Annotated in this window: 23 protein-coding genes; 12 read left to right on the top strand and 11 right to left on the bottom strand. The window is 32.8% G+C overall.

Features of this window, described 5'->3' with window-relative positions:
• Positions 1–5: 5 nt before the first annotated feature.
• Genes FQU21_RS13005 through FQU21_RS12975 form a run of 7 tightly spaced genes read right to left on the bottom strand, consistent with a single transcriptional unit; the run spans position 6 to position 5,289 of the window.
• Complete coding sequence (locus FQU21_RS13005) at positions 6–479, bottom strand: TspO/MBR family protein (RefSeq protein ID WP_147678441.1); 474 nt, start codon at positions 477–479, stop codon at positions 6–8.
• The gene (locus FQU21_RS13000) at positions 466–1,164 is read right to left on the bottom strand and encodes a lycopene cyclase domain-containing protein (protein WP_147678440.1); all 699 of its coding nucleotides are present in this window, start codon (positions 1,162–1,164) and stop codon (positions 466–468) included. Before FQU21_RS13000 ends, FQU21_RS13005 begins: the two co-directional genes overlap by 14 nt.
• A complete protein-coding gene (locus FQU21_RS12995) occupies positions 1,164–1,619 on the bottom strand; it encodes a sterol desaturase family protein (protein WP_147678439.1) in 456 nt (151 codons plus the stop codon). The genes FQU21_RS13000 and FQU21_RS12995 overlap by 1 nt, the downstream gene beginning before the upstream one ends.
• A complete protein-coding gene (locus FQU21_RS12990; protein ID WP_147678438.1) occupies positions 1,616–2,044 on the bottom strand; it encodes a hypothetical protein in 429 nt (142 codons plus the stop codon). Before FQU21_RS12990 ends, FQU21_RS12995 begins: the two co-directional genes overlap by 4 nt.
• Complete coding sequence (locus FQU21_RS12985) at positions 2,044–2,886, bottom strand: phytoene/squalene synthase family protein (protein ID WP_147678437.1); 843 nt, start codon at positions 2,884–2,886, stop codon at positions 2,044–2,046. The genes FQU21_RS12990 and FQU21_RS12985 overlap by 1 nt, the downstream gene beginning before the upstream one ends.
• The gene (locus FQU21_RS12980) at positions 2,870–4,351 is read right to left on the bottom strand and encodes a phytoene desaturase family protein (protein WP_147678436.1); all 1,482 of its coding nucleotides are present in this window, start codon (positions 4,349–4,351) and stop codon (positions 2,870–2,872) included. The genes FQU21_RS12985 and FQU21_RS12980 overlap by 17 nt, the downstream gene beginning before the upstream one ends.
• A gap of 44 nt (positions 4,352–4,395) precedes the next feature.
• Complete coding sequence (locus tag FQU21_RS12975) at positions 4,396–5,289, bottom strand: MerR family transcriptional regulator (protein WP_147678435.1); 894 nt, start codon at positions 5,287–5,289, stop codon at positions 4,396–4,398.
• 103 nt (positions 5,290–5,392) lie between these two features.
• Between FQU21_RS12975 and FQU21_RS12970 the strand changes: the two genes are divergently transcribed.
• Positions 5,393–6,337, top strand: coding sequence for a GSCFA domain-containing protein (locus FQU21_RS12970; protein WP_147678434.1), 945 nt, complete (start codon positions 5,393–5,395; stop codon positions 6,335–6,337).
• A 180-nt stretch (positions 6,338–6,517) separates the two neighbouring features.
• On the top strand, positions 6,518–7,132 hold the full coding sequence (locus FQU21_RS12965; protein WP_147678433.1) for a DUF4230 domain-containing protein: 615 nt from the start codon (positions 6,518–6,520) through the stop codon (positions 7,130–7,132).
• Here the strand turns inward: FQU21_RS12965 and FQU21_RS12960 are convergent.
• Positions 7,127–7,432, bottom strand: coding sequence for a rhodanese-like domain-containing protein (locus FQU21_RS12960; protein ID WP_147678432.1), 306 nt, complete (start codon positions 7,430–7,432; stop codon positions 7,127–7,129). The two genes, FQU21_RS12965 and FQU21_RS12960, sit on opposite strands and share 6 nt — an antisense overlap.
• Positions 7,433–7,536: 104 nt before the next feature.
• Here FQU21_RS12960 and FQU21_RS12955 point away from each other — a divergent pair, with 104 nt between their 5' ends.
• Positions 7,537–8,286 (top strand): enoyl-CoA hydratase/isomerase family protein, encoded by a 750-nt coding sequence (locus FQU21_RS12955; protein ID WP_147678431.1) that lies wholly within the window; start codon positions 7,537–7,539, stop codon positions 8,284–8,286.
• A gap of 62 nt (positions 8,287–8,348) precedes the next feature.
• Entirely contained in the window at positions 8,349–8,678 is a 330-nt protein-coding gene (locus FQU21_RS12950; RefSeq protein WP_222708009.1) for a thermonuclease family protein, read from the top strand.
• A 45-nt stretch (positions 8,679–8,723) separates the two neighbouring features.
• Here FQU21_RS12950 and FQU21_RS12945 read toward each other — a convergent pair whose 3' ends face one another.
• Together FQU21_RS12945 and FQU21_RS17465 are read right to left on the bottom strand one after the other, a co-directional pair.
• Positions 8,724–9,275, bottom strand: coding sequence for a DUF4136 domain-containing protein (locus FQU21_RS12945; RefSeq protein WP_147678430.1), 552 nt, complete (start codon positions 9,273–9,275; stop codon positions 8,724–8,726).
• Positions 9,276–9,390: 115 nt separating this feature from the next.
• The gene (locus tag FQU21_RS17465) at positions 9,391–9,555 is read right to left on the bottom strand and encodes a C1orf53 family protein (protein WP_187269383.1); all 165 of its coding nucleotides are present in this window, start codon (positions 9,553–9,555) and stop codon (positions 9,391–9,393) included.
• An 81-nt stretch (positions 9,556–9,636) separates the two neighbouring features.
• On the opposite strand from FQU21_RS17465, the gene FQU21_RS12940 reads away from it, so the two are divergent.
• The 7 genes from FQU21_RS12940 (at position 9,637) to FQU21_RS12910 (ending at position 18,125) form a co-directional block, all read left to right on the top strand.
• Positions 9,637–9,960, top strand: coding sequence for a hypothetical protein (locus FQU21_RS12940; protein WP_147678429.1), 324 nt, complete (start codon positions 9,637–9,639; stop codon positions 9,958–9,960).
• Positions 9,961–9,964: 4 nt separating this feature from the next.
• Positions 9,965–10,876 carry a 1-aminocyclopropane-1-carboxylate deaminase/D-cysteine desulfhydrase gene (locus FQU21_RS12935; protein WP_147678428.1) on the top strand — a complete coding sequence of 304 codons (912 nt, stop codon included), beginning with the start codon at positions 9,965–9,967 and terminating at the stop codon, positions 10,874–10,876.
• Positions 10,877–10,879: 3 nt separating this feature from the next.
• A complete protein-coding gene (locus FQU21_RS12930; protein WP_147678427.1) occupies positions 10,880–11,671 on the top strand; it encodes a glucosaminidase domain-containing protein in 792 nt (263 codons plus the stop codon).
• Positions 11,672–11,676: 5 nt separating this feature from the next.
• The gene (gene hemL, locus FQU21_RS12925; protein WP_147678426.1) at positions 11,677–12,963 is read left to right on the top strand and encodes a glutamate-1-semialdehyde 2,1-aminomutase; all 1,287 of its coding nucleotides are present in this window, start codon (positions 11,677–11,679) and stop codon (positions 12,961–12,963) included.
• 768 nt (positions 12,964–13,731) lie between these two features.
• Positions 13,732–14,949, top strand: a complete 1,218-nt coding sequence (locus FQU21_RS12920; protein ID WP_147678425.1) for a hypothetical protein — start codon at positions 13,732–13,734, stop codon at positions 14,947–14,949.
• A gap of 110 nt (positions 14,950–15,059) precedes the next feature.
• Positions 15,060–17,501: a zinc-dependent metalloprotease gene (locus tag FQU21_RS12915; RefSeq protein WP_394348406.1), complete on the top strand. Its 2,442-nt coding sequence runs from the start codon at positions 15,060–15,062 to the stop codon at positions 17,499–17,501.
• A gap of 144 nt (positions 17,502–17,645) precedes the next feature.
• Positions 17,646–18,125 carry a hypothetical protein gene (locus tag FQU21_RS12910; protein WP_147678424.1) on the top strand — a complete coding sequence of 160 codons (480 nt, stop codon included), beginning with the start codon at positions 17,646–17,648 and terminating at the stop codon, positions 18,123–18,125.
• 587 nt (positions 18,126–18,712) lie between these two features.
• Here the strand turns inward: FQU21_RS12910 and lysS are convergent.
• On the bottom strand, positions 18,713–20,410 hold the full coding sequence (lysS, locus tag FQU21_RS12905) for a lysine--tRNA ligase (RefSeq protein ID WP_147678423.1): 1,698 nt from the start codon (positions 20,408–20,410) through the stop codon (positions 18,713–18,715).
• Positions 20,411–20,942: 532 nt separating this feature from the next.
• Between lysS and FQU21_RS12900 the strand changes: the two genes are divergently transcribed.
• On the top strand, positions 20,943–21,101 hold the full coding sequence (locus FQU21_RS12900) for a YqaE/Pmp3 family membrane protein (RefSeq protein ID WP_147678422.1): 159 nt from the start codon (positions 20,943–20,945) through the stop codon (positions 21,099–21,101).
• Positions 21,102–21,231: the final 130 nt, after the last annotated feature.

The raw sequence follows: 21,231 nt of genomic DNA, 5'->3' as shown, positions 1-21,231 counted from the left end.
TTGTTTTAATTGTTGAATACAATGTAGGCGTTTAAGCTTGTTGCAATAGTCATCCATATTAAATATGGAAGTATAAATAGGCTGTAATACTTTACGGTTTTTAAGTATTTAAATGTCAAGTAGCCAATGAGTAACCATAAGGCGGTTATGGATATTAAAGCGACTACTGTGAGGTGCTGGTTAAAAAATAGTAAATTCCATAACACATTTAAAATCCATTGTAAAGCATATAGCTTTATGATCGGTTTGTGTGCAAATGGAAACTTAAAGCTTAAAGCCGTCATGTATATGGCAAAGGCAACCATTATGGAGGTCCATGCCACGCCAAACACCCAACCTGCTGGTGTCCATGGGGCCTTGTTTAGTTCCATATACCAAGCCGATTGTGGTCCGTTTTGCATTAACCAAACCCCGATACCTAAGGCTAAAAAATTAACACAAAGAAAGATTAGAAATCGTACTATTTTATTGTTTTTCATGTGTGTTTTGTTTTAAATAGTTGAAAATTAATTGAATTGAAAACAATAAGTTGAAGGCGTAAAAAACATCTTCAAAAGGTATGGTAAATATTCTAAAACCTAAGTTTTCATTGTTGTTATACCAAACAACGGGTTCGCTTATAAAACTTCCTGTAAGTATGCCATTCACAATTAGAAAAGGGATTAAAATAATGAGAAAACTCAAAAAATAACGTTGTAAAACTTCTAAGTGATATTTTAAACTATAGGTTAAAAGCAATATGAAAAAAGTGAAATTTATGGTTGTGTACCATTTTCCTAAATGGAACAATAACAATACAAAAATTAAAATTAGAACTAATATTCCACTAATTATGGTTGCTGATTTAGAGAGTTTAAAATTTGGTAAATAATAGGTTAAAACTTCATGTGTAAACAGGCAAGCATAGGGGATGCAAAAGAAAAACAACCATTCTTCTATGGGTATTCCTAAAAGTGATATTGGTAAATGATAACTGTTATTAAAACCCCAAACACCAAATTTTGTAAAAAGCACGTCCCAAATTATAAAAGGTACGGCCATTATTAAAATACTAATAAACGCTATTTTGGCATATTGAATAAAATGAAATTTTTTTTCAAAGATGCTATATAGCAAGGGAATGCTTAAACTCCCTAAATTTAATATGAGATATAAGTATGACATTATTGTACCTTTTTAAAATATTTTAAAGGCACGAAAAGCATTCCAAAACATTCGCCATCTGGTTTATCTAGATGTTTATGATGTATTTTATGTCCTTTTCTTAAGCCGCGTAAGTACCAGTTTTTCGTGTTTTTAAACCAATTAAATCGTCGGTGGATTAATACATCGTGAATTAAGAAATAGGCAATACCGTATAATAAAATCCCGAGGCCAATAAAAAATAAATAGTTCAGTTCCGGACGAATTCCAAAAAAGAATAATAGAATACTTGGTGTTGCAAATATGATAAAGTAAGCGTCATTTTTTTCAAAAACATGTGGGTATCCAGGTTGGTGGTGGTCGGCATGTAGCACCCAGCCAAACCCATGCATAATGTATTTATGTGTACACCAAGTAACTCCTTCCATAATTATGAAAGTGATTAGAGTGATTAATACAAAGAATAAAATAATCATAACGTTGTGTTATTTTTAATGTACGGATCTAAATAATCGGTACGGTCTGTTATTTTTAATAATTCTGATAAAAACAATTTGTCATTTTCAATTTCAGAGTTATAGTTTAATAGTTTTGGTAACTGCTCTTGGATAACTAAACGCACATAGCGTAAATCGGCATTGGTTTTGTTTTTACTAATAAGCCGTTCAAGCTTTTGTTTACCTTTATTAAAAATATTTAATTTTTGCCAAGGAAAATGTTTGTATTCTGCTTGTTTCATTTCTAAGGAAATTACATAGGCTTGTATACTTACTGTGGTGTTCTTTTTGTATTTTGTAATAAATGCTAATTCCTTGTTTTTACTCGTTATATCATGGTATTCAATAACGTATTTTGGTGTGTTGTTTTGAAATAAAAACAGTAAAACACATAGAAAATACATTACATTAAATTTAGTTTATATTTTACGTAACTCCTAGCTAGAAGGTTTATTTTCATAGGGTTTGACACTCTAATCCTAGTGTTGATGATTTTTGATGATGGCGTGTTTTTTAGTTTCTTTAATAACTTTCTGTAATATCTATATGCCATATACACCCCAAATTTAGCCTCAATAGGAAGGTTTAAGATACCGTTTTTATAAGCAAATTCAAAATCCGATTCAATATCTTGTATAATGATGTTTTTAGAAATAGCGTCTAATTCTTTCAAATTGATATTTGGAAAATACGAACGGTTTAAAACGTTAATATCATCCTTTAAGTCTCTTAGGAAATTTACTTTCTGAAATGCCGACCCTAAACGTTTGGCGGCTTCTTTTAAATCTTCATATTGTTCGTCGTTTCCATTTACAAATACTTTTAAACACATTAATCCTACCACATCGGCAGAGCCATATATGTAGGCTTTGTATTCTTCATCAGTATGGTATTCGGTTTTGTGTAAATCGGCACGCATACTTTTTAGAAAAGCCTGTATTAAGTGATCTGGAATTTTATAAGCGTTTACTGTGTGTATAAAAGCGTTTAAAATAGGGTTTAAGCTAATGCCTTCTTCTTTTGAATTATAGTAATCTGCTTCAAATTTATTTAATAAACTTTCTTTGTCAAAATCATGAAAAGAGTCTACGATCTCGTCTGCAAAACGGACAAAGCCATAAATGTTATAAATAGCCGAACGTATTTTTGGCGACAACATTTTTGTAGCTAAAGAAAACGAAGTGCTATATTTTTTAGTTACCAACTTACTACAAGAGTAAGAAACTTCATCAAATAAGTGTTTCATAGTTGTCGTTTTTTAAGATTAAGTTAGAAGCTATTTTTCCGGAAATTAAAGCAGGCGGAACTCCTGGTCCAGGGACTGTTAATTGCCCAGTAAAGTACAAGTTGTTCACCTTTTTACTTTTTATTTTAGGTCTTAAAAAGGCGGTTTGTGTTAATATATTGGCTAAGCCATAAGCGTTACCTTTGTATGAATTATAGTCTTCTTTAAAATCGTTAACACAAAAGCTTTCTTTGAATAATATATGGTCTGTAACGTTTTGGTTTGTTAAAGATTCTAATCTTTTAATAATGATATTGAAATATTTCTCCCTTAACTCTGGAGTATCTTCTAAATCTGGCGCTAACGGAATTAAAAATGTAGCTGCTTCTTTGTGTTTTGGGGCAAAAGAGTCATCGGTAACCGAAGGGAAACTGGCATAAAATAAAGGTTCTTTTGGCCAACTTGGCGTGTCGTAAATGGTTTTAGCGTGGATATCGAAATCGGTGTCAAAAAACAAAGTATGATGGCATATATTTTCTAGTTTTTTATCAAACCCAACATAAAATAATAAAGATGAAGGAGCAAAGACTTTGCTATCCCAATATTTTTCCGAATATTGACGAAATTGTTTTGGTAGCAAGCTTTCTGTGTGGTGGTAGTCGGCACCGCTTAAAACAAGTTTTGCTGGTGTATACATGCCATTAATACTAATGCTTGTTATTTGGTTTTGTCTATTTACAGTAAAGCCATCAACATTTGCATTTGTAGTAAAGGTAACTCCTAAGCTTTTAGCTAGTTCTATCATAGCATCAACAACGTTAAACATACCGCCTTTTGGGTGCCAAGTACCAAGTCCAAAATCGGCATAATTCATAAAGTTATAAAAAGCTGGCGTATTACTGGGCTTTGCACCTAAAAATAATACAGGAAATTCTAGAATTTCTATTAATTTAGAACTTTTAATATGCCTTCTAACTTCGGTTCTTATGGTTGAAAAGAATTGTGTTATTTTACTTATTGTTGTTGGTGTTATTAATTCTAACGGAGATACGCCGGGTCTGTAAACCAAATCGTTAATTGAAACATCATAATTATACTTTGCTGATTTTAAAAAGTTTTTTAAATGTTTAGCGCTTCCTTTTTCTTCACGTTCAAAAAGTTCGTAAATTTCTTTAAGAGTTCCTGGAATTGTAATCGCCGTACCATCTTCAAAATAAACCTTATAAGCAGGGTCTAGTTTTTCGAGTGCATAGTAATCTGATGGTTTTTTTCCGAAATCAGAAAAGAATTTTTCAAAAACATCGGGCATCCAATACCAGGTGGGGCCCATATCGAAAGTGAAACCTTCTTTTTTTAATTGGCGCGCTCTGCCTCCAATTTGAGCGTTTTTTTCAAGTATTTCAACGCTGTATCCGGCCTTAGCTAAGTAGCATGATGCTGATAGTGCTGAAAATCCGGAACCGATTATGTATATGTGTTTTTTCATTTTGTTTAACAAATATAGTAAAAAAGTTAAACAAAATAAATAAATCAAATAGCTTTTAACAATGATACTATAGAAGGATACAATTTAATATTAGATTTAAACCTGTTTTCTTCCAGAGTTTTAAGTTTTGTGCCTGCTGCAAAAAGGCTATGTTTTTTTTGAGATAAGAGTGTGTCTAGCTCATTAAAATAGCCTTGTATTAAATCTAGCGATGGGCTAATGGTTATTGATGTGATAAATTGCATTTTCGAATCGCTTTCCAAAAAAGATTTTAAATTATCTAGCGGTAAACTTCGCCCTAAATATATGGTTTTAAACCCTTTAAGTGAAAGGGTGTAATTGGCATAGAGTAAGCCAATTTCGTGAATTTCGTTATCTGGTAAAAACAAGACGTAGGTTACTGTAGAATTTAGGTTTGTAGTCGAAAGATTTTCTGTTTCTACTAATATTTTTTGCGTAATTAAATTTGATATAAAATGCTCGTGAGCAGGAAGTAATGTGCTGGTTTGCCATAGCAATCCAACAAAGTTAAGCAGTGGTATAAAAATAGTGTTCATAATTTCGCTAAAGCTGTATTGTTGCAGCAATTTAGCATATGTAGCGTTAAATAAAGCGCTATCGAACTGAAGCATTGATAGTTTAAACTCCTGAAAAGCATGTTGCGTTTGTCCTTTTTTATGGGCTAATTCTCTAGCAGTGTCTTGAATAACATCGGCCGGCATTTCGGCAATTTTAGAAATTTTGTAATTGTTGTCTTTTAGTAAAACAATGTTTAGTAATTTTTTTAAACTGGCCGTGGTGTAATACCTAATATTGGTTTTGCTACGTTTAGGTGTTAATAAGTTATATCGTTTTTCCCAAATTCGTATTGTGTGTGCTTTTATTCCTGAAAGATTTTCAAGATCTTTAATACTAAATTTGTTTTTAATTTCGTTCAAGGTATTTGTGTTTTTGTTAAACAAATGTAGTTTTTTTTAATGAACTAAAATATAAGGTTTGTGGATTAATCCTTATTTTTGGAAGATTGAATTATGATGTTTTATGAAACTGCAAACTCAAATACCTTTATTTCCCGAAGAACATAATCAAATAGATTATAATTCTAAAACACTTTTGTTTGGGTCTTGTTTTTCTGAAAATATGAGTGAAAAATTACAGTATTTTAAGTTTCAAAATTATCAGAATCCTTTCGGGATATTGTTTCACCCAAAAGCTATTGAAACCTTAATTGAACATGTTATTCAGCATAAAATATATTCAGAAAAAGATGTGTTTTTTCATAATGAACAATGGCATTGTTTCGATGCGCATTCAAAATTAAGTGATGCGACTAAAGAGGGATTAATAGATAAACTTAATAGTCAAATTGAATGTACGAGAAATCAATTAAAAAATGCATCTCATATTATAATTACATTAGGCACCGCTTGGGTTTATAATTATATTGAAAAGAATAAAACGGTTGCAAACTGCCATAAAATACCACAGAAAAAATTTACAAAAACCATACTAACAGTTGAGGAGATTAGGGATTCGCTAAAACATATTTTAGCGCAAATTCGAGGTGTGAATGCTCATGCAACAATCATTTTTACAGTATCTCCAGTGCGCCATATTAAAGATGGTTTTGTGGAAAATACGCAAAGTAAATCACACTTATTAACAGCTATCCATCAGGTGTTAGCTTCTAGAACATATTATTTTCCTTCTTATGAAATTATGATGGATGAACTTCGAGATTATCGTTTTTATGCCGAAGATATGATTCATCCAAATTCGACAGCGATCAATTATATTTGGGAAAAGTTTCAGTTGGTTTGGATTTCAAATAAAACTTTAAAAATTATGAAGGAAGTTGATGTGGTTCAAAAGGGAATACAGCATAGACCGTTTAACCCAAATTCTGAAGCGCATTCAAAATTTCTTGAAAATTTAGAAGATAAAAAAAATAGGCTTCAACTACAATTTCCTGATATCATGTTTTGATTTAATAATAGTAAAATATATTAAAAGTACCGTTTTTTTATTTAAAATAACGGTAACTTTTATGTAACGTTGGCAACAAATAAGAGTTTTATATTTGTACCGTTAGCAATTGTTAATATAAATTACATTAGTTTAGGCTTCATATGTCGAAGCAAACTGATGTTTTTTTATTTTAGCACTATGCGAAAAATTCTATTTGGTGTTATTATTACTTTAGTTGTCTTGTTTACTTTTAAGTATTGTGGGGAAAAGCAGGATGATAAAATCGTGCTTCAAGAAAGTTCTGCGCTTATCCAAGAACAAATAAAAAATGTTGGAAAGCTTATTGTTACCGAAGGGCATTTTAGCGAAGTTTTCAACTACAAAAACTCCAAAGAAATTTTTGGAGATTATTTTACTTCAGAAAAAAAGGCGTTAGTCGTTGTAAATGCCGATGTTACTATTGCATATGATTTAAGTAAAATTGAATTTCAAATAGATGAAGCTACCAAAACACTTACAATTTTAAGTATTCCGAAGGAAGAAATAAAAATTAGCCCCGATTTTGAGTATTATGATATTCAATCCGATTTTTTAAACCCCTTTGAAGCTAAAGATTATAATGATATAAAAACCATTGTAAAACAATCTTTAGATAAAAAAATTGAGGCTTCCGACTTAAAAAATAATGCTCAAAACCGTTTAATGAGCGAGCTTTCAAAATTCTATATTTTAACCAATTCTTTAGGTTGGACCTTGCAGTATAATAGCATGCCAATTACCAAAACCGAAGCGTTATTGGATATAAAATTATAGTTTTCTCTGTAAACTTTGCCAACCGCCACCATTGGTTGCTTCTATATTATTTCTGTTTAAAATACTAGCAGCATTAGCAGAACGCATGCCACTGGCACAGCAGGTAATTACTGGTTTGTTTAATTTTTTTATATAGGCAATTTTGGTGTTCAGCGTTTGTAACGGTATGTTTTTAGACCCCGGAATTGCGCCTTGCTGGAATTCCCCCGGTGTGCGTACATCAATTATTACGGCACCTTTGTCTTTAAACTCGTTTATTGTGTTGCTTTTATCTCCAAAAAGAAAATCTAATAATCCCATTTTTTATATTTATTTCTGCAAATATCTTTATATTTTATTAAAGCCATGTAACTACTGTTACTTAATAATTTTATGTATATTCATACATTAATTTACGAAATAAAATGGAAGCATACGTTAGGTTGAATATTGAGAATAAGGTTGGATATATTGAGTTTTATCATCCAAATAGAAACTCCATGCCAAGCGATATTCTGGAATTATTGGCACAAACCATAAAAAGTGCAGGTGAAAATAAGGCTATAAACGTCATTGTTTTAAAAAGTGGAGGCGATAGAACGTTTTGTGCCGGAGCGAGTTTTAATGAAATTATAACTATTGAAGACGAGGAGGCTGGTTTTAAGTTTTTCTCGGGTTTTGCAAATGTGATAAATGCCATGCGAAAATGCCCCAAACTTATTATTGGTAGGGTGCAAGGCAAAAGTGTTGGTGGTGGCTTGGGTTTAGCTGCTGCAACCGATTATTGTTTAGCAACTCAATATGCTGCTATTAAATTGAGTGAACTTAGTATTGGTATTGGGCCGTTTGTTATTGAGCCAGCGGTTTCTAGGCGTATTGGTAAAACCGCCATGGCGCAAATGACCATAGATGCGGAAACTTTTTTTTCTTCGGAATTTGCTAAGGAAAAAGGGTTATTTTCTGAAGTGTTTAATACTACTGAAGAATTGGACGCTTCGGTTAAAAATTTAGCCGAAAAACTGGCAGGGTATAATCCTGAAGCACTAAAAGAAATGAAAAATGTGATTTGGGAAGGTACCAATCATTGGGACGATTTATTAAGTGAACGGGCTAAAATTAGTGGAAAATTAGTGCTTAGTAAGTTCACTAAAAAAACATTAAAACGCTTTAGATAGTACAGTTGTAATACTCACAAAATTTCTGGAATGTAAATCTAATTTTTATAAAACTATAAAATATGTATACTTATAAAGCAAAAATTATTGCTGTTTATGATGGTGATACGGTTACGGCTTTAGTCGATTTAGGATTTTTACACACTCAAGAAATGAAATTACGTCTGTATGGTATTGATACCCCAGAAATGCGTGGTGATGAAAAAGTGGAAGGAAAAAAAGTAAGAGATATTGTGCGCGAAATGATTTTGGATAAAGAAGTCACGATCCGGTCTTACAAAGATAAACAAGGGAAGTACGGGCGTTATTTAGCCAATATTGTTTTAGAGAATGGTTTGGATCTTAATCAGTGGCTTTTAGATAATGGCCACGCCAAGCCCTATTTATTGTAAAATAAAAAAGGCGATTCAAAATTTTTGAACCGCCTTTTTTAAAAATTATTTACTCGCTTCTGGAGGATATTTCATCATAATTTCCGAAACAAACTCTTTAATGCGTTCGTCTTTCTTTTCCATATTTCTGCTTAAGTAGCCGGTACCCATACCTTGCCAAACTAATTCTTTTTTATTGGCATCAATTAAATCTATGTATAAAACACCTTGAGTAGAGGTCGATATACTTGGTGGGGTATTCCATCCCCAGCCCCAACCAGGACCGTAGCCTCCCCAACCCCAGGCGCCCATACCCCAAGAATTGTTGTAAACATCAACGCGTTGGTTGGCTTTTGTAAATAGGCTAATTAATAAGTCTGGGTTTTCCGATTTGGTGAAACCTTTAGCAATAAGCTCGGCTTCTATAGCGCGTAAAATACGGCGTTTATCTAAATCACTAATTTCAGCCTTATCAATACCTGTTTTAAAAAAAGCAAAGGTTTTATAGTTTTTAAAATTAGCGTCTTTGTCATAATCTGCAGCTACTTTAACCGTGCTGCACGATGTTACCACTAGTAACAAAGCTAAAAATGGTAATGTTTTTAAAAATGTTTTCATAAGGAAGGGAGTTTAGTGTTTTCAATGTTCAACTTAAAATCAATTATTTAGGTTGTTTTAATGTTTTTTAAAGTTGCAATAATCATACCAAGTTAAATGGTTTATCATTGGTTTTTTATTTTTTAACAGAATTAGTATTCTTATTAAATCCGTATGGGCAATGTCTACACCCACTTTCGCAACAATATTCTCTTTTTAATAAGTATTGTGCTGTAAAACAACGATAGCCTTCGGGAGTCCAGTAAAAATCACCGTCTTCAATGGGGATAATTTTTTTCATATTTTACAAAGATAATGTAAAATGCAATTAGGGATTTCTAAAATTATCATAAATTGGATTGATTTTTGTTGCTGTTAAAGTATGATTTTTATTTCGAAATATTTGGTACCAAAAGGCTATGCTGGAATCACTATTTTTCCCTTTGTATTCTTGAAAAAGAGAACGTTAAAAGCAGATAAAGTATTGCTTAACCATGAAAGAATTCATTTAAAACAACAGCTGGAATTGTTAATTGTACCCTTTTATATATGGTATGTTTTGGAGTTTTTATATGGTTTAATGAGATACAAAAAATGGCATTTAGCTTATAGAAATATTTCATTTGAAAAAGAAGCTTATTTAAATGAAAAGGATTTACAATATTTAAATCAGCGTCTGTTTTGGAGTTTTTTAAAGTATCTTTGAAACTATGATTTTTCAACTCGAAAATAGCGTTAATCAGCGATTACATTTTCCGAATAGTAACGGCGTAGAAGTCTACTTAAAACGGGAAGACGCAATCCATGGTTTTGTTTCAGGGAATAAATACCGAAAACTTAAATATAACTTATTTGAAGCCGAAAAGTTAGGCTTTAAAACGTTGCTTACTTTTGGTGGCGCCTATTCCAATCATATTGCAGCGGTGGCATCGGCTGGCGAACTATTGGGCTTTAAAACTATTGGTGTTATTCGTGGTGAGGAATTGTTTGATAAAATTGAAAGTAATCCCACGTTAAATTACGCTCAACAATGCGGTATGCAATTTAAGTTTGTGTCGCGAGAGGTTTATAGAAATAAAATTTCCGATGATTTTCTAAATAATTTAAAGGAAGAGTTTCAGGATTTTTATACTATTCCAGAAGGGGGAACCAATGCCTTAGCGGTTAAAGGTTGTGAGGAAATTTTAACTGCTAGTGATGAAGCGTTCGATTATATATGCTGTGCCGTAGGAACTGGTGGTACAATTTCTGGACTTATTAATAAATCCAAGCCAAATCAACAGGTTTTAGGTTTTCCCGCGTTAAAAGGAGACTTTTTACAACAAGATATTAGTAAATTTGCAAAAAAAAATCATTGGAAGTTAATTTTCGATTATCATTTTGGGGGCTATGCTAAAATAAATGTAGAATTAATAAGTTTTATTAATCGATTTAAAACAGAAAATAACATTCAGTTAGATCCTGTGTATACTGGAAAAATGATGTTTGGGATTTTCGATTTAATTGAAAAAAAACAATTCCCAAAAGGTTCAAAAATATTAGCCATTCATACGGGAGGGCTTCAAGGTATCCCGGGAATGAATATGAATTTAAAAAAGAAAAAATTACCGTTAATTGAATAAAGAATGAAAAGGATATTACTGATATTATGTGTTGGAGCGATGTTGTTTAGCTGTAAATCGAAAAAAGCTGTAGCAAACAAAAAGGCACGAAAAGTAAGGACGGAAAAAGTGGTGACTAAAAAAAAGGAAGCCGAAGAGGTTAGCGTTCCAGTAGTAAAACCTAGAAAACGCAGCTCTACCGAAACGTATATCATTACCTATGCTGATGTGGCTATAGCCGAAATGCAACGTTATAATATACCTGCTAGTATTACTTTGGCGCAAGGAATTCTGGAATCGGGATCTGGAAATGGACGATTAGCAACCGAAGCTAATAATCATTTTGGAATTAAATGCCACGAGTGGGATGGCGATAGAATTTACCACGATGATGATGCGGCACAGGAATGTTTTAGAAAATATGATGATGTTAGAAATTCCTTTCGCGATCACTCCCTGTTTTTAACCGAACGTAGCCGTTATTCTAAATTATTTAAACTAAAAAAAACAGACTATAAAGGTTGGGCAAAAGGGCTAAAAGCTGCGGGATATGCTACCGATCCAAAATACCCATCTAAATTAATAAGTTTAATAGAGCGTTATGATTTGCATGATTATGATAAAAGTTCCGGGAAATCTAGGGCTAGGGTAACGCGAGACATCACTCAAAAAGTGATACATGTAGTCGTTCCTGGTGATACGCTTTATTCTATATCTAAAAAGAATAATATAACAGTAGATCGACTTAAAAAACTGAATAATTTAGAAGATAATACAATAAAAATAGGACAAAAATTACAAGTGAGTCTAAATTAAAAAATATGATTTATAAACGAAGTAGTGCCTTATTTGCAGAGGCAGAAAAAGTGATTCCGGGTGGTGTAAATTCTCCGGTTAGAGCGTTTAATGGCGTTGGTGGAACTCCAATTTTTGTAAAAGAAGCTAAAGGGGCATATTTGTATGATGAAGATGGTAACCGATTAATAGATTATATTAATTCTTGGGGTCCCATGATTTTAGGGCATGCACACGAACCTGTGGTAAAAGCTGTAGTTGAAAAAGCTAAAAAAGGAACTTCCTTTGGAATGCCAACCGAAATAGAAACGCAAATTGCAGAATTAGCAGTATCTATGGTGCCTAATATTGATAAAATACGTTTTGTGAATTCTGGAACCGAGGCTTGTATGAGTGCCGTAAGACTAGCGCGTGGCTATACAGGAAAAGATAAAATAATTAAATTTTCAGGTTGTTATCACGGGCATTCCGATTCTTTTTTAATTCAAGCGGGGAGTGGTGCTAGTACGTTTGGAACACCAAACAGTCCGGGTGTTACAAAAGGTACCGCAAAAGATACTTTGCTGGCGAATTATAATGATATTGAAAATGTAAAAGCATTAATTGAAGCGAATAAAAATGAAATCGCTTGTATTATTATTGAACCAGTTGCTGGAAATATGGGCTGTATTCCTCCAAAAAATGGTTTTTTACAAGCATTGAGAACGGTTTGTAATGCTAACAATATTTTACTGATTTTAGATGAAGTGATGACAGGATTTCGTTTAGCGAAAGGCGGCGCCCAAGAATTATTTAACATTAATGCAGATATTGTTTGTTTCGGAAAAGTAATTGGAGGTGGTTTGCCTGTTGGTGCTTTTGCCGGTAGAAATGAAATTATGGATTATTTAGCACCCATTGGTCCTGTGTATCAAGCAGGAACATTAAGTGGGAATCCACTTGCTATGGCAGCTGGTTTAGCCATGTTAACGGAATTAAATAATAAGCCTGAAACTTTTTCTAGCTTAGCCGAAAAAACAGCTTATTTACATGAAGGGATTACTAAAGTGTTAACTAAAAATAATATAACGCACAGTATCAATAGAATAGGATCTATGATTTCTGTTCATTTTAGTGAAGGTGAAGTTGTCGATTTTAAAACCGCTGCAAAAGGAAATAATGATACGTTTAAAGCGTTCTTTCACGGATTGCTAAAGGCAGGCGTTTATATTGCGCCAAGCGCTTTTGAAACCTGGTTTATTACCGATGCTTTAAGTTATGAGGATTTAGATTTTACTATTGCAGCCGTAGATGCCGTTGCTAAAACTTTGTAAGGTTTTAATAAAACGACATGGATTTAGGTCCGTTTATTTTAAAACAAAAAGCGCATGTCTAATTTAAGATATGTGCTTTTTTGTTGCTTTGATGTCATTAACAAAAAAAAGCCCGTAACCTTTAATAGGGTTGCGGGCTTTTTTAACTAACTAACTAACTTTTATGAAAAAAAACTTTTAAGGTTAACTACTCCTTAAATTCTATACAAAGAAACACCCAAAAAACGAAATCATTAATCTAGTTTAGATTTGTTTAACACGCTTTTGTTGTTTTTTATATTTTCTTTAAGAAATTGCAGTGAGAGGTGTTAATTTTTTAAGAAAATAAGTGGGGTTTGAGCTTAAAAAATGTATGTGTTTTGTTTGCAAATAGCAGGTCTCATAAAGATTTCGTTTTCTTTGGAGTATTATCAAAAAATTGAACATCTCGAGTGTTTTCTTGAACAGCAATAATTGCAAATAAATTTAGTAAATATGTCATACTGCAAAAAACCTTTTTCACTTAAAAGTAAATCGGCATTGCATAGATCAATTATAAATAGTACAATGGCTCTAACGGTCAAAAACCAACCAATGCCTTAGTATATTTCTGGTACAGGAATGTTCTCCATTCTTATTCGCAAAAGGTTTTGTATTGAAATTTCCGAGAATAATCCAAAAAGTTAGATGCAAATTTATAGGTTGCCATTTTAAAACGTGTTCAAGTTTTTTAAGCCATCCTAAATAAAATTATGTGACACTTTTAATTACTTTATTTACATTTGTGTAATGAATAAAATGATTGTTTTAATTATCTGTTTTCTAAGTTGTTTTTTTATAAAAGCGCAGCAAAACGATAGTATAATTCTTAAAAATGGTATAGATAGTCCAAATCATTTAGCAACACATCATTTTGGCATATTTAGTTCTAGAATATCAACCAATTTTAAACTTAAGGTTCTACAAAAAGCAACATTTAGTTTTAATTTATCTAGCGGCAATTCTTTCCATCCTTTCGTAGAAGCTTATTTACCTAAAGATCCCGAAACAAGAGAACGGTTAAGCCAAATAAAATGGCATGATCGTACATTTTATTTTATTAATCAAGAAACCACCCCAGCCGATTACATCAATATTGTAGTTGATGGAGTTATTAAAGAATTTCGTCCAAGTTTAACCCTACCTGTATCTAAATATCACGAATTAAATTTATCGTTACGTTCTTATCTAATTACTAAAGGGAAATATCCGTTTTCACCACTTACTAGCGATGAAAGTATTGAATGGTTTCATAGTGATGTTATTAAAAGTGAAGATCCTTATGGACGACGTTATTACGGGTTAAATCAAGTTAATTTTAAATACACCGATAGAAACGGAAACGTTTTAGAGTTTGATAATAACGACTTTTTTATTGGAGGTATTGAATTGAATCATCATTATTATCCAGAGTTCTTAATTAATAAAACGCGGAAGATTTTTATTAATTTTGGGAGTCATTTAGGTTTAAATACTTCAAAATATAATACATCGGTAGATGTTGGGGTTTCCGTTAATGCAGTGAAAAAAATTGATTTAAAAAATAGATATCAACTCCAAATAGCGATTGGCACAAATCTTTTACGCAAAAATGTAATAAATTTTAAAAATAATATAGATTTGGGTAATAATGCATACATAGCAACCGCCGAAAGTGCCATTGAAATTACCAAATACAACGGCAAGGGGCATTATCATGCTTTTGGTGTTAATTATCAATTGCAATCCCGATATTTTAAAAAAGAAGAAACGGATTATTTCCGTCTTATAGGAAAATGGGAAGAAATAAATGGAGGCTGGCAGAACGGGATTACTACACTTTATAAAACTTTAATCAATTGGGATTTTATATACACCTACGGGAAGCCTAACTTACAGCTCTCATTTTATATAAAAGAAGATTTTTTGGTAAATAACGCTCCTGATTTTCAAACAGGGTTTAACATTAAAATTCCTGTATTTGATTAGTGAAAAATCATCTTTTAAGAAAATTTAACTAAAATTTCGTTAAATTTTGCTTTAAAAACTGATAATTTTTTATAAATTAAATACTTTCACGCAATTAACCAAAAGTTCTAATTACATTGAAAAAAACAACCAAATTACTATTATTGTTTCTAACAACAATAATACTGTCTTGTAATTCTACAAAAAAGACAGCCGAAGCAAATGCTGAAAAAAAAGCCATGCTCGCTAAAAAAGAAAAAGCAGATAAACTTAAAAAGCAACAAATTCAGCCATACAGTAAAGTTATTACTAAAGATGCAAAAACAGACCAAGGTCTTTTTAAAATTCACACAATAGACGATAAATATTTATACGAAATACCAGATTCTCTTTTCGGTAGAGAAATGCTCATGGTGACTCGAATAGCAAAAACGGCAAGCGGACTTGGGTTTGGTGGCGGAAAAGAAAACACACAAGTATTACGTTGGCAAGTAAAAGATAAAAAGGTGTTACTTCGTGTGGTATCCAATAAAGTGGTTGCAAACCCATCTTTACCTGTTCATGAAGCCGTAGTAAATTCTAATTTTGAACCTGTTTTATATACGTTTCCTATTAAAGCATTTAGCAAAGATTCAACAGCAACCGTTATAGATGTTACTAATTTGTATAAAAAAGATGTAAACTCCCTTGGTTTAAGCGTTAGTACTAAAAAGCAATATAAAGTTACGCGCTTAGACGATAGTAAATCTTTTATAGAATCTATAAAAAGTTACCCGCTAAATATTGAAGCACGTCATGTGAAAACGTATTATTCAGGAAACCCACCATCGAATTCTAGTACAGGAACAATTAGTGTTGAAATGAATAATTCTATGATTTTACTTCCTAAAACACCTATGAAACGCCGGTATTTTGATAAACGTGTGGGGTGGTTTACAAGTAGTCAAATCGATTATGGTTTAGAGGCTCAAAAAAGTAAAAAAGTCACTTATTTAGACCGTTGGAAACTTGAGGTAAAAGATGAAGATATTGAGAAATTTAAACGAGGGGAACTTGTTGAACCTAAAAAACAAATTGTTTATTATATTGATAGAGCAACTCCTGTAAAATGGAGGAAATATATAAAACAAGGGATTGAAGATTGGCAAGCAGCCTTTGAAGCCGCCGGATTTAAAAATGCTATAATCGCTAAAGATCCACCAAGCGTGGAAGAAGATCCAGAATGGACGCCAGAAGATGTACGGTATTCCGTAGTGCGTTATTTAGCATCTCCAATTCCAAATGCTAATGGACCGCATGTTAGCGATCCTAGGTCTGGTGAAATTTTAGAATCGGATATCAACTGGTATCACAATGTTATGAGTTTGGTAAATGGTTGGTTTTTTACTCAAACAGCTGCCGTGAACAAAGATGCTCAAAATTCAGAATTTACCGATGAAGTTATGGGAGAACTTATTCGTTTTGTATCCTCTCACGAAGTTGGTCATACTTTAGGGTTACCTCATAATATGGGGAGTAGTTCTGCTTATAAAGTAGAAGATTTACGCGATCCAGAATTTACTAAAAAATATGGAACAGCGCCTTCTATTATGGATTATGCGCGTTTCAATTATATCGCACAACCCGAGGATGTGGGGGTGTCTTTATTTCCAAATATTGGTGTTTATGATAAGTATGCCATTGCTTGGGGATATAAGCCTATTTTAGATAAAACAGCTGAAGAAGAAAAAGAAACTTTAGATAGCTGGATTATGGCACATGATGGCGATCCGCTTTATCGATTTGGTAAACAACAACGTGAAACCATAGATCCAAGTTCGCAAACCGAAGATTTAGGTGATGATGCCGTTTTAGCAAGTACTTATGGTATTAAAAACTTAAAGCGGGTGGTGCCAAATTTAATAGATTGGACCACCAAAAACACTTCAGATTACGAAGATTTAAAAACCATGTACAGCCATGTGTTTTCTCAATTTAAAAGATATATGGGGCACGTGTCAAGCAATATTGGTGGTATTTATGAAAATTATAAAACTGCCGATCAGGAAGGCGCTGTTTATAGTCATGTTGACAAAAATCGTCAAAAGGAATCGTTACTTTTTATAAACGATCAATTGTTTGAAACTCCTAAATGGTTAATTAGCGCAGAAATTAACGATAAGATTCAATCGTCGGGTATTATAGAACGTATTAACGGGGCGCAAACTAAAACTTTAAATAGTATTTTGAGCACGTCGAGACTGAAAAGAATGATTGAAAATGAATCGCTAAATGGAAATAACGCTTACAAGCTTACAACTATGATGCGTGACCTAAGAAATGGGATTTGGAAAGAATTAAACTCAGGAAAAAATGTGGATACTTACAAACGTAATTTACAACGAGAACACATTAATAGACTAGCTTATTTAATGAACAGCAAAAGTAGTTCGGATATTAATGCGATTTCACGTGCCGAATTAACGACTTTAAGAAGTTTAATACGCTCGCGTATTGGCTCTAGAAATGCCATTACTAATATTCATCTTAGAGATATGGTTGAACAAATTAATCAAATTTTAGATCCTAAATAGTCACATATCAAACTATTAATATTTAAAAAGGCTTTCGTAAATGGAAGCCTTTTTTGTTAAATACTAGTTAAATATCCAATGGTTCTTAAACCTTTTTGAAATGTGAAAGTCCTAATAGCAAATAAACATTAAAATATAAACAAGATGAAAAAATTAATAATTATTGCGTTAGCATTTATCGGATTACAAGCAACAGCACAAAGACAAGAAGGTGGACCTAGAAACCAGGATAGAGGAGGTAAAATGATGAATTTATCTGCTGAAGAAATAGCGACTTTACAAACCAAAAAAATGACTTTATTTTTAGATTTGGATGAAGGGCAACAAAAGAAAATCTACAAAATTAATGTAGAAAATGCGACACAAAGAAAAGCCATGATGGAGGAGCGTAAAGCTAAAAAAGAAGCTGGAACTGCGGAAAAACCATCTAAGGAAGACCATTTAAAAATGATGAACGCTATGCTTGATAAAAAAATAGCGGAAAAAGCAGAGATGAAAAAGATTTTAAATGATGACCAATACGCTAAATGGGAAAAAGAAATTGCTAGTAAAAAAAATAAAAGAAAAAGCGGTAAAAAAGGCCATAAAGATGGAGACAAATCAGGTAAACGTCAAAAGAAATAAAAAAGATTTGTCGAGTAAAAATTAATAAAAAAAGTCCGTAACCTATTTAGGTGTTACGGACTTTTTTTATGACCAAAATGGCGTGTAAATATTTTAATATTCTTAAAAAATTAACACCTGCTAAGGAAGGTTCTTAAAGAAAATATAAAAAAAACAAAAGCGTGTTAAACATATCTAAACAAGGTGTACACTATCGTTTTAAGGACGTTTCTTTGTAGAGAATTTAAGGAGTAGTTAACCTTAAAAGTTTTTTCATAAAAAAGTTAGTTAGTTAGTTATTAAAAAAGCCCGTAATCTTGTTAGATGTTACGGGCTTTTTTTATGGGTAAAACAGAGTGTGAATTCTTAAAAAAATTAACACAAAGCAAAGCGTTCTCATAAAGAAAACATAAAAAACAATAAAAGCGTGTTAAACAAATCTAAACAAGGGTTATACTATCGTTTTAAGGACGTTTCTTTGTGTAGACATTAAGGAGTAGTTAACCTTAGTAGTTTTTTCATAAAAAAGTTGATTAGTTAGTTAGTTAAAAAAGCCCGTAATCTCATTAGAAATTACGGGCTTTTTTTATCCTATAAAATGCAGGAACTTACACAGCTTCCACAAACAATCCTTCGTCGGTTTTCTCAACCTTAGCCAAATTATTTTTAGTTAAACTTTTAATGGTTTTGTCCCATTTTTTATTCGATAAACCACTTTGCGTTTTTAAAGCAATTAAATCTATTTTTTCAACTTTTTGGATTAAGGCAAGTAATGCTTTTTCATCGTCGTTTAATTCAATCGATGGCGCTTTCTTTTCTGGGCGCATTTGCGGAAAGAATAAAACCTCTTGTATCGATTGGTTATTGGTTAAAAACATAATTAAACGATCCATTCCAATTCCCATACCCGATGTTGGAGGCATACCGTATTCTAAGGCACGTAAAAAATCGTAATCTATAAACTCGGTAGCTTCATCGTCACCTTTTTGAGCCAGTTTTAATTGGTGCTCAAAACGCTCACGTTGGTCAATTGGGTCGTTTAATTCCGAATAAGCATTCGCAATTTCTTTACCGCAAACCATAAGCTCAAAACGCTCGGTAAGTTCTGGGTTGTCTCGGTGCTCTTTACACAACGGACTCATTTCTTTAGGGTAATCTGTAATAAAGGTTGGTTGTATGTAGTTGCCTTCACATTTTTCACCAAAAATTTCATCAATTAATTTTCCTTTACCCATGGTGTCATCCACCTCAATGTGCATGCCTTTTGCAGCTGCTCTAATTTCATCTTCAGTTTTACCGGTAATATCAAACCCTGTAAAGTGTTTAATAGATTCCGCCATAGTCACACGCGCGTAAGGTGCTTTAAAATCAATTTTATGTTCACCAAAAGTAGCTACACTCGTTCCGTTTACCGCAATAGCACAATGCTCTAAAAGTTGTTCAGCAAAATCCATCATCCAGTTGTAATCTTTGTAAGACACATAGATTTCCATAGCTGTAAATTCCGGGTTGTGCGTTCTGTCCATTCCTTCATTTCTAAAGTTTTTCGAGAATTCGTAAACTCCATCAAAACCACCAACAATTAAACGTTTTAGGTATAATTCGTTTGCAATTCGCATATACAACGGAATATCCAAGCTGTTGTGATGTGTAATAAATGGGCGCGCCGCAGCACCACCAGGAATAGGTTGTAATACTGGAGTTTCAACCTCAAAATATCCAGCGTCGTTAAAAAACGAACGCATGGCATTAAATAATTTAGTACGCTTAACAAAAACCTCTTTCACGTGTGGGTTCACCACTAAATCGGCATAGCGTTGGCGGTAGCGTAATTCCGGATCGGTAAAAGCATCAAATACTTTTCCGTCTTTCTCTTTTGGTAAAGGCAGCGGTTTTAAAGCTTTACTTAATAAAGTGAAATCTTTTACACGAATGGTTTTTTCGCCCACTTTCGTGTTGAATAATTCGCCTTTAATTCCTACAAAATCACCTAAATCTAGTAGTTTTTTAAAGACATCGTTGTATTTGGTTTTATCCTCACCTGTACAAATTTCGTCACGGTTAAAGTAAACCTGTATGCGCCCTTCACCGTCTTGCAACTGCGCGAACGATGCTTTTCCTTGTATGTTTATTACCATCAATCTACCAGCAACAACCACCTGTTTTTCCTCAACAAAGTCCTGTTTTATCGATTTCGATGTGTGTGTTACAGGGTATAAATCCGCAGGATATGGGTTAATCCCCATAGCGCGTAATTTTACTAATTTCTCTCTTCTTACAAGTTCTTGTTCTGATAATTGCGACATAGTCTAAATGCTCTAAAAATTTTAAAGGCACAAAGATAAACATTTGATAGTCCATTTTACATTATCAATTCCCTATTTTTTTTGGGCGCTACCACAAGGGTCGGGCTTTCACTACTCGCTCCCTTCCGTTGGTCGGGGAGCTCAAACATACCGTTCAATCCCTAGCGCAATTTAGAACGTGTTTTAAAATCTAGGTATTCTGTTTAAAGATAAAGTAGCTTAGTATTCTGTTGTCAAGGTTATGCAACTTCTCATTTCATTCAAAGAGGTAATAAGTTTGTTGTGTTTTATGTAGTATTATCCCCGTACGGTTTGTCATTCGGCCTTTTATGAGAAATCTCATAACCTAGTTTAAGTTTACGTTATTTATTTTATGCGACTTCTCATTTCATTCGAAGTGACATAAGTTTATGTTAGCTTATTCATAATACGTCGTCTTTCTTGTATCATCAAACAAACGTTAAAACAAAGTGTAACAAAGCAGTAAATAAAACGTCAAATAATTAAAATCATCAATCAAAATCAAATCATTATGAGTTTCTGGAGAGTTTTACTTTCAATTATTTGTCCCCCATTAGCCGTTTTAGATAAAGGTTGCGGCTCTATAGTCATTGTTTTTCTGCTTTGGCTTTGCGGCTGGGTGCCAGGTGTTATCGCGGCATTAGTTATTTTAAATAACCCTAAAAACTAATATGTTTTTAGGGGTTAATCTTCTGTGAAAACGGTATTTAGTATTCTAAACCTGCTTTGGCTATCAGTATATTAGTAGCCATCAATAGTGGTCAAGTGTATCCTTATAACAACTTCAATAAATAGATAAG

This window comes from Algibacter pacificus (genome assembly GCF_008033385.1).
GTDB classification, from domain to species: Bacteria; Bacteroidota; Bacteroidia; order Flavobacteriales; family Flavobacteriaceae; genus Algibacter; species Algibacter pacificus.
The sequence above is the reverse complement of the archived record's forward strand: the minus strand, read 5'-3'. Positions and strand labels throughout refer to the sequence as shown.